The organism is Ligilactobacillus equi DSM 15833 = JCM 10991 (assembly GCF_000615765.1).
In the GTDB taxonomy this organism is placed as follows: Bacteria; Bacillota; Bacilli; order Lactobacillales; family Lactobacillaceae; genus Ligilactobacillus; species Ligilactobacillus equi.
The window spans coordinates 20,445-30,593 of the sequence record NZ_BAMI01000021.1; the positions used below are offsets into that span (position 1 = coordinate 20,445).

The 10,149-nt window shown below is 40.6% G+C and carries 6 protein-coding genes; all 6 read right to left on the reverse strand.

Annotation, left to right across the window (positions count from 1 at the left end; translation table 11 throughout):
• Positions 1–26 precede the first annotated feature (26 nt).
• The 6 genes from JCM10991_RS14440 to JCM10991_RS14450 all read right to left on the reverse strand — a co-directional run bounded on the left by JCM10991_RS14440 (position 27) and on the right by JCM10991_RS14450 (position 10,110).
• Positions 27–2,012 (reverse strand): UvrD-helicase domain-containing protein, encoded by a 1,986-nt coding sequence (locus tag JCM10991_RS14440; RefSeq protein WP_051527962.1) that lies wholly within the window; start codon positions 2,010–2,012, stop codon positions 27–29.
• Complete coding sequence (locus tag JCM10991_RS06110) at positions 2,005–3,675, reverse strand: PD-(D/E)XK nuclease family protein (RefSeq protein WP_025020867.1); 1,671 nt, start codon at positions 3,673–3,675, stop codon at positions 2,005–2,007. The genes JCM10991_RS14440 and JCM10991_RS06110 overlap by 8 nt, the downstream gene beginning before the upstream one ends.
• The gene (locus JCM10991_RS06115; protein WP_025020868.1) at positions 3,672–5,804 is read right to left on the reverse strand and encodes a PD-(D/E)XK nuclease family protein; all 2,133 of its coding nucleotides are present in this window, start codon (positions 5,802–5,804) and stop codon (positions 3,672–3,674) included. Before JCM10991_RS06115 ends, JCM10991_RS06110 begins: the two co-directional genes overlap by 4 nt.
• A 21-nt stretch (positions 5,805–5,825) precedes the next feature.
• The gene (locus JCM10991_RS06120) at positions 5,826–8,993 is read right to left on the reverse strand and encodes an AAA family ATPase (RefSeq protein ID WP_025020869.1); all 3,168 of its coding nucleotides are present in this window, start codon (positions 8,991–8,993) and stop codon (positions 5,826–5,828) included.
• On the reverse strand, positions 8,994–9,527 hold the full coding sequence (locus JCM10991_RS14445) for an exonuclease SbcCD subunit D (protein WP_051527963.1): 534 nt from the start codon (positions 9,525–9,527) through the stop codon (positions 8,994–8,996). It abuts the gene before it with no gap.
• Between the two features lie 148 nt (positions 9,528–9,675).
• Complete coding sequence (locus JCM10991_RS14450; protein WP_162149495.1) at positions 9,676–10,110, reverse strand: metallophosphoesterase family protein; 435 nt, start codon at positions 10,108–10,110, stop codon at positions 9,676–9,678.
• Positions 10,111–10,149: the final 39 nt, after the last annotated feature.

Here is a 10,149-nt window from a genome sequence, read left to right on the forward strand (position 1 = left end):
TTCGCTTTCCTGAAATTTTTCAGCGATTAGCGCACTGTCACCATGGTTGAAGCTAAAATAGCAATATCACCATACTTAATCTTACGTTTTTGGCCGCCGTTTTCCCGGTCAATAATTTCGGCTTGGCCGACCAATTCTTTAATCTTTTGCAACACAATTTGGATTTGACCAGCTTCCTTACTATCAATCGTAAAATCTAGTGACACTTCTTGGTCACTTGCAGTTTCTTGACTTTCATACACTAAAATTGTGGGGGCAGGAATCTGCGCTTCTGCGTAGACGTTGTTAGCAGAAACTAACTGAGCCAGCTGATCATAACTAATTTCCCCCAAACTTTTATCCATTAACTGACTAAAAATCAAATTAGTGAAGCCCGTCACTGTCTGAGCAGAACGGTAGTTATTTTGGAGCACAATCAATTCATCTTGACCATCTTGAGCCTCAACTTCAAAATGATCATATTTATCGGTAAATAATTGCGGCTTAGCCAAGCGGAATTGGTAAATAGACTGCTTTACATCCCCTACCATAAAAATTTTACCCGGCTTTTGGGGTGCTAGAGCTCGAATAATGGCCTCTTGAATCCCGTTGGTATCTTGGTATTCATCAACCATTATTTCTTGGTATTGTTCTTGCAAAATTTGAGCAATTTTTTGGGTTTGTTCCGTGCGTCCTGCCAACAACTCCAAAGTAAGGTGCTCTAAGTCATTAAATTCTAAAAGGTGCCTCCTTTGTTTCAGCTTATAGTAGGCTTGCTGGAAAGTTTGAACCACTTCAACCAACTTTCTAACCACACCTTGACTACCACTCATTAAAACTTGTAATTCTTCATTCGAGTAAGCCAAGTAACGTTCTTTCAAACTAGCCAGGTGGTCATTAATAGCATCACGCTGAGTTTTAATTTGGTTTTTTACAGCTTCAGCTTCTACCGGAAAATCCCCGGCACCACGCCCGGCTTTTATTAGCCGAGGCCATGCCAAGCTCAATTGAGCTACCTGCGCTTGTAACTTGGTATAAGTAAGCTGACCATGATTTTCCACTAAGTCTATCAAGGATTGGTTAAACTCCGCCACCGCTTGACGAGCTAATTGGTATTTTTCTAGGTGCTTAGCCTGATCAGGGACAAATTTGGCTGGCTTCTTTTCTTCGTAATAAGTATAAGCCTCACCTTGCCAATAATCTTCCATTAAGCTTAGTAATTTATTTTCTAAATCTTGCTCATACTTCTGGCTAGCACCTAAAATGACTCTTAATTCCTGATCAAGCGCTGGTTGAAGCTGTTCTTGCCATAACTTAGTTTGACTATAATCTTGACCACTGTGAAAGTCATAAAGCTTGCTGATTTTCTGTAACCATGAATCCGGGTTAGCCGTTGCCATAGCATAGTTATCTACCGCAAAGACTGCCGCTGTCAAAGCATCATCATCTCGATCACTTCCAAAAACAGTCACTAAACGATTAAAGTCTGAATCTTCCTGGCCATCATTGAAATCACCAGCATAATACTTTTCTCGGACAGCTTCCCAGGTTTCATTACGTAAAAGGCTCCTTTCGTTATCTTCTACCAATAAACGGAAATTAGGATCTAAATCTAAAGCATAGTAATATTTACGCAAGAGATGCAAACAAAAAGCATGGAGTGTAGAGATATCGGCCACGTTAATTTGAGAAAGCTGTTGGTTCAAAAATTCTCGCGCAATCTTTTGTTTAACTGGGTCAACTTCTTTTTTTAAATCAGTCAATTCTTCTTCTAATCCCTTTTTTAAGCGGTCCTTCATTTGCGTAGCAGCAGCATTGGTGAAGGTCACTACCAAAAAGTTACTAACATCGTTTAAAAGGCTCTCGTCATTTCCTGGAGTCTCCAAATATTGACCAATAATGCGGTGACGCAGACGTTCGATTAAAACCGCAGTTTTCCCCGAACCAGCAGAAGCTGCCACCAAAATATTTTGCCCCTGATCAACAATCGCTTGCATTTGTTGTGGGGTTGCTCGCTGCTTAAATTTACTCATTTTTTCCTTCCCTTTCTACTTTAGCCTTAATCAATTGCCACATTTCCTCATCACTCAGCTTAGATAATTCCCGGTATTCATTCCCTACCAAGCTATCAAATGTCATAATGTCTTGATAGTCACTATACTGCAAGCCGGATTGTTGCCCTAAGCGATAAGGTGCTAGGTCAATCACTCCGCCTAAAATTTCTTGACGAGCTTCTTCTAATTTCAACAAATCCAATTGAATTAAGAGTTGTAATTGTTCTGGCGTTACCAAGTGACTACCAGCTAGCGTTGTGAGACCTTTCTTGGTGGCCTTGATTTGATAATTAGCCCCACTTTTGGCATCTTGACTTAAACCGGCGTCAATTGTCCTGAGAAAATCACTATCGTCTTGGCGTAATAAACCGCTATAGCGGTGATTTTGGGCAAATAAGGCTGGCAAGTCTTTTTGTTTTTGCTTGAAGTCTGCAAATTTTAAAATTGGGTCGTTTAACTGCAAGTAAGCCACACTGCCGAAATCCAGCTGATTTGTACCACCTAATTTCTTTCTTAATTGGACTGGTAAATTAGCAAACATTTCTGCCAGTAAAGGTTGATTATTTGGCATCTGTAAGGTTGCTAGATAGGTTAAAAGTTGCAATGTCAAACCGTGATAGGCTTTGACATAAAAATCTTTCATACGACCTTCAATATTCCCTGACTTGTAATCCACCAAATTTAAAAATAATTGTTTTTGATCGGCCAACTGAGCCGCAACCACATCAATCCGATCAATCCGCCCCCGTAAATTCAAACTTCCAGCCGCACCAGCCTGAGCGTACGGAGGTAAAATCAAACCGTTCAAGGTTCGCTCACGTCCTCCGAAGTCTCCAAACGGTGTTTCAGTCTGTAAGGTTACAATTGGTACTTGTTTTCTTTGGTCCCAAATGGATTGGGCGACTTTATAGGCCGTCTTGTTGAGTCGCTTACGCATATTTTGATAACGATGGGTACTGTCAAAGACTTCTAATTTACGTTCTTCTAAATTAGCTTGTACCTTAGCAAAGGTTGTCTGCATTATTTGGTCAAATTGCTCCGAACTTAACTCGCCGATAGTTTGCCCTGTTTCTTGAACCGTACGGATAAAGACTTCCAAAATTTCGTGAAAATAAGTCCCGGTCTTAGCTGCGTCAACCTTAAATTCCTGACGTGGTTGAAGTTTCAAACCATACTTCAAAAAGTACTCATAAGGGTTTTCGAAGTAGGTTTCCAAAGCCGAAACCGATCCAAATAGATAAATTTTGCCATCATCCTTACGGTATAATTCATCCACTAGCTCCTGATCTAAATGTTTGTGACCATCAACTTCAGCTACCCCAGGTAAAATTTCATTACGATAAGTTAAACTTTGAAAAAGCTGGTCGACTTGAAGCGGTAACTTAGCCTTTAAATTTTGGTAAACCACACGCCAAGTTGCAGGTACTTTTACTTGTCCAAAATGCTGTCGACTGTAATTAATAAGGTCCGTCAGCATACTTTGAGGACTTCCAGCTAGAGTTTCAACTTGGTCAGCGTTAACCGTTTGAAGTTCTAGACCATACTTTTCAACCAAAGTTAGCAAGTAAGGTGACAATTCTAACTTTTCACCGGTAACTTCTAAACTGGCAGCCGTCAGATACAAACGATCTTGTCCTGTCATAAAGCTCGGTAAGCCCAGTAAATTTCATTATCTAGTTGAACTTGAGGGCGGTCGTTAAGGTGCTTGCTTTCACTATTAACTAAGTTGTGACTAGTCTCGGCAAGTAATTCCCGGTCCAAGTCGCCTAGGAGACCTTCTGTCACAGTCGTCTGAGGAAAAACATCAGCATTCAAACCCAAAATAAAGGTAATTTTGCGATTTTGCATCTGCTCAATACCAGTCTTCGAGAAAATTACCTGGTCTAAAGTCGAGGGCACTTGATTATAGGTTGCTTGGTTAAAACCACTTTGCAAAATTTCACTGAAACTAGCTAGGTTAAAACTTTCATCGCCTAAAGCCAAAACATATTCGTCCAAGAGATTGCAAAAAGCATCCCAAACTTCCTTAGGACGACTGGCATCACTAGCATCCGCCCGTAAATTTTGAGCAGTTTGCTGCCACAAAACTAAAGTTTGCGGAATTTGCATCTCATTTAAAAGTTCCATCAAAGCTACCGCAAATTGACGACCAGTTTGGGTAGTTTTTAAAATTTGACTGAAACGCTGCCGCAAGTGAACCAGAGTTTGACGAATGATTTGACCATTTAAATCATGCAAGCGTTTGACTCCGACACTCTTCCGACCTTCAATTTCCCAGACTTGATCATCTTCCCAACGTTTTTGACTACTAATTCCTGTTCTCAGCAAGAAGTTTTCTAACCAATCGACATTATCCCGGTAAGTCCCTAAGCTACGCTTTTTGACATATTCATAGACTCTTTGCCCTGTAGCATCAGTTTGGTAGCGCAAACCATGCTCAATTTTAAAATCAGTCCGTTGCTGATTATAGTCTGGATTATAGACATATAGCTCCGGCACAATTAATTCCGTCTTCAAGAGACGCATCACTAACTGATAGGGATAAAGCCCATTTTGCCCTTCAAATTCCAAGAGACTGGTCATAAATTCTACAAAGGGGTGCGTTTGCATACTTCGTGACAGGTCAGTAAAAGTCGGAATCTCTGCTTGCTGGAACAAAGGTACCAACAAGTTACGATATTTTTCAATATCCGGCGTCAAAACCAAAATATCTCGATAAGCATAATCTTCACGGGCTACCAGCTGTCGAACTTGGCTAGCGACAAAACGAACTTCACTCACCCGATCACTAAAATGATAAGCTTGTAAGGCTTGATTATTCCTTAAGGATAAATCTGAAATTTGCTGATGACTAAATTCCGCCTCCCAAACTTTCTCCAGTGCTAATAAATCCGGTTGCACTCGCAAATGAGCGGAATGGTCATCGTATAAAACCGGGATGCCAGCCTTGATAGCTTGACGATATAAAGACCAATAACGGCGATAGGCGGGAGCATACATGTCCCGACTGGATATTTCTTTTTGACGAGCTTGTTCCTTGGTCAAGTCCAAGCTTACCCGTACTTCCTTCGCTTTTTGGGCCAATAGTAAAATAATTTGTTCTTCTAAAGCAGTGAAATCCGTAAATCCATCAATAAAAATAACAGTATCACTTAAATCCGCCTCAGTTAGGTACGTTTTTAACTCGGTTAAAATCACGGTTACATCGACGTATTGACTTTGGTCTAGAGCTTCAAAATCCGCATAAATTTTAGCTAACTCGGCTAATTTTTCTTGCAAGGCAGTTTGTAAACGCGTCAAGTTAGGTTTTTGGGCTAAATCTTGAGCCATAGTCACCAGGTCTTGACTGGTGTAGCCTCCCTGCCGTAATTCTATTAACTGGCTGGTCAATTGGGCCGCAAAACCCGGCTGATTCTTGGCAGCCGCAAAGACCACTAAATCATCTCTTTGATGTAAGATGTGTTGGACCATCATGGTTAAACCGGTTTGCGAGAGATGGCGCGCTTGAAGTTTGGGATGGTCTTTTAAAAAGTACCACGCTAAACGTGAAAAGGAGAAAATTTGCACATTTTCCGCGGCATAAACCCCATCATGGCCAAATTTTTGGCGTAAAAAGTCTAACACCTGTACTTCCGACTCAAATTTAATATGATTAGGTACCAAATAGAAATAATGTTGCTTGGGTTCTTCTTGGTACCAAGTAGCTAGTTGCGCTAGCATCACGGCTTGTTTGTCATGGGAAGCCTTCCCCAATACGAATCCTAATGCCATAAATTCTTCCTTTCCTTATCTTTAAAAACGATCACGCCCGTGAATAACTTGCAAGTGACTTTGTCCTTGATCGGCAGTTACTTGCAACTGGTCTGCAATTCTTTCTTTTAATTCACTCACATGACTAATAATCCCAATCATCCGATGGTCACCTTCCAGGTTTTGTAAGGTCAAAATTGCCGTATCGAGACTCTCTTGATCCAAAGAACCAAAACCTTCATCAATAAAGAGTGCCCCCAATTGTAAACCGCCATTTTGAATTTGGATCACCTTACCTAAACCAAGAGCCAAGGACAAAGCAGCCATAAAACCCTCTCCACCTGACAAGGTATTAACACTTCTTTGCTTACCCGAATAAGCCTCTACGACATTTAATTCCAAACCTGTATGCTTGGCACTGCGGTCCTGGCCGTCCTTCAATAAGAAACTATAACGTCCATGCGACAAACGGGTAAAAATTCGATTGGCTTCGGCCAAGACCTGTTGAAAGTATTGCTGGAGGGCAAAACGTTCCAGACTCAAACTATTACTATCCTTGCGGCGTCCACTGCCATTAATCGCTTCGTTAAGGTAGCTCCAACGGTTCAACTGCTCTAAAATCTCATGACTACTTTCGTGGATAGCTTGAACTTGTTGGTAACTTTCCTGCAAATTCTCCAATCGTCGAACCAATTGCCCTAAAACAGCTTGACCAGTATCCAATTCTTCATTATACGCAGCCAATTGCGCTTCATCTTCACGCGTATCTGGCATTAAACTCGAGCCTAATTTTTCCTGTAGACGGGCTAAATTTTCTTGGTTTGTCTTTTTAGCCACTGCAAACTGGGTCTTAGCGACTTGTAAACTATCAATTTGCTCCAAATTCTTTAAAAGATTTTCTAAATCCGATAAACCAACCTTGAAGTCCGCCGTTTCTAAAACTTTCGCTAAAGCGTTCGCTTGGATCTGACTTTCCTTTTCAAGGTCTACTAATTCAGCTTGCTTAGCTTGACGTAAACTTTTCACTTCAGCTTTTTCTTGGTTGAAAGTTTGCTGACGATTTTCATAGGCTTGCTTTTCTTCCTGATAAGCTATCACCTCGGCTTGTAAGTCTTGGTAGTAACGTACAAAAGCCTCTTTATCCGGATATTCTGGTAAAAGATTGGCTTTTAATTCCACCATTTTCCCCTCCAAAGCCTTCACTTCCAATTGAACCTTTGTAAAGGCAGCTTGGTTTACTTGATGCTCAACCGTTAAATCTTGCCATAGTTGTTCACATTTAACCTGCTTCACTTCTAAGGCGCTAATTTCAGCTTGTAAAGTTACAGCAATCTCCTCTTGAGCTTCTAACTCTGTAACCTGCTTGGATAAGGTCACATATTTTTGTTTTAAGGCTGACAAAATTTCTTCTAAAGCAACAGCAGGCATTGCCACCGCTTCTTGAAAATTCGTTAATTTGCCAGCATATCGCTTAACTTCGCTTTGCCATTCAGCTTTGTCACGATTAGTAGTAGCTTGCAAGCGATCAAATTGACTTTGGGCTACTTGCTGGTTTTTTTCTGCTTGCTCAATAATCGCTTGACTGATTTCATCGGTTCTTTGGGCTAAGTGAGGGTGGTTTAAACTTCCACAAACAGGACAAGGATTATCTTCCTGGAGATCTTCTGCCAAACTCGCCGCAATATTTTGTGCTAATTGTTTTTTTAAAACCTGAACAGCAGCAGTCTTTTTTTGTACTTCGGCTTTTAAGTTAGGAACTTGTTCAGCCTTTTGTTGCCAAACTTGCTTTTGCTGTGCCAAATCATCTGCCAAGGCCTGTAATTCTTGGCCTTGCATCTGATAATTTGCCGTAGTTTGGGCTTGTAACCTTAAGTTAGCTAGATCCGCCTGATTATGATTAACCGCCATTAATTCTGCCCGTTTCTGGTTCAAATCTGCTTTAATTTTTGTCAAGATATTTTGGCCATTTTCCAAACGTTCCGCAGTCGCCTTAACCTTTTGAGCTTCTGTCGCCTGACTAGCTAATTGCTGTTCTAATTGTATTGTCTGACCTTGATATTTATCATAAAGCTCTTCTTTGCCTGCTAACTTACTCAGCAAAATTTCTTTGTCTTCTGCTTGATTAGCTAAACTAGCCAATTGATTAGCTTGCTTAACTAAGTGGGCTTCTTCGTCTACCAAAATCTGCCACTTTTGGTCTAACTGCGCCAATTGTTCATTTTTAACCTGAATACTTTGTCTTTGATCACAAACTTTTTGCCATAATGGTGCTTGCTTTTGCGCCCACAACAACTGGTCCAAATATTGATTTTGTTGTATTTGAGCAGCTTCTTCTTGTACTAATTTTTCAGACTCGGCTTGGGCTTGTTTTAGCGCCTGGAAATCTACCAAAAGCCCTTTCTTGCGCGCAATTGCTTCACGTAATTGTTCTTTTTGGCTTTCAACATTTTGTAGTTTAGCGGCTTGCTCTTGCTGACTTGCCTTTAATTCTGCCAAGCGCGCTTGTACTCGTTCAAACCATAAACCATACTCTACACTCGGAGCCAAGCCTTCTTTCTCATAAACACTTTTTTGATAAAGCTCAACTTTTTGCGCCTGAGCATCACTTTTATCTCGAATTTCCTTGGTTTTTCTGGCAATTACCTGGCCTAAATCTGCATAAATCTGGGTGTCAAAAATTTCTTTGAGAACAACTTCCTTGGCATTACTATCTGCTTCCAAAAAATTTCGAAACTGTCCTTGTGGCAACACAATCACTTGCCGAAATTGTTTGGCCGTCAAAGGGATAATTTCTTCAAGCTTGGCTTTAATTTCTTTGGCCTTGTCTAAACTGTGAAATTCCCCCAGTTCATCTTCATAAGTTAATTCGACTTTGGCTCCAACTTTGGTCAAACCTTGCCCCCCACGTTTAGCCCTAAAGTAAGCGGGTTGCCTCATAATAGTATAGATTAAATCATGATGCTCGAAAACTAGTTTCACCTGGGTAACTTCTTTTTCACTAGCAAATTCCGAACGTAAATCCTCCCCACGTCGATCAGAACCCGAAGTTTCTCCGTAAAGAGCAAAACTCATAGCATCAAAGATGGTCGTCTTTCCAGAACCTGTTTTACCACTGATTAAAAAGAGCTGACTATCGCTAAATTCATTAAAATCAATCTTAGCTTCCTGATAAGGTCCAAAATAAGATAATTCTAAAGTTAATAGTTGCATTTAATCTTCCTTTCCAACTTTTTGCAGACAATCTTCCACTAAAGCTAAGTCCGCGGGTTCTAAATCTTTACCAATTACCTGACTAAAAAATGTTTGCACTAATTCAGTGGGTTGCATCTCTCCTACGCCTGCCACGACTTCAAAGCCTGTTGAAGAAAAGGCTGGCGTTTGTCTTTGGAGATTGAACATATGTGGGTAACAAGCTAACAGACGTTCATAACTATCAAAGACTGGTTTTTCATCCGTCATGATCACAGATACATACGAACCTACAGGAATTTCCTGTCGCTTTTCTGCACGCGTTAATTCTGCCACCGTGCCTTTTAATTGATACAAATCATTTAAAGGTTGAATTTCTCGGAAATAAGGCGCATCCATATTCGTATCCACAATCCAAACCCCTTTTTTATCCTTAGCCTCCGAAGCCGAAAACTTCAAAGGGGAACCACTATACTTAACCTTATCCATCTGCAAAGCATTGGCTTTGTGAATATGACCTAAAGCAACATAATCAAAACTCGCAAATAAGTCCACCGGAACGGCTCCTAAACCACCAACTTCTACCTTGGTTTCAGAATCTGACCGTAGCTACCCGCCGCAAAAAAGTGACCAACAAAAACATGCTTTTTCCCCACCACAAATTTTTCTTGGCAGCACGCTACTACATCTTGCATGGCTTGGGCTAAATCTTGATAATCTTTATCAAAATAATTTTTGCTTGCGCCAACTTGAAATAAGGCACTAAAAAAAACTGACAATCCCCAATTTCTACCGGATCAAAGGCATCTTCCAAACGAGTATTCAAGTAAAAATGGTTTAAACGATACCACTGATTTCCCGTATTCAAACGGACTGCAGAATCGTGATTTCCATTAATCATCAATAAAGGATACTTTTCTTCCAAATTCAACTGCACAAGCATTCGATTCAAAAGAGCAACACTATCTTCATTAGGACGCGGGCTATCATACAAGTCTCCAGCAATCACGATAGCATCAACTTTTTCTTCTTTAGCAATGGCCACAAGCTTTAAAAAAGCATCCCACTGTTCCTGACGCAAGTCGAAATCTCCCAATTTTTTCCCTAAGTGCCAATCTCCAGTATGTAAAAATTTCATTTTTGGCCCACCTTTCCCAATACTCTTTTTTAACATTAT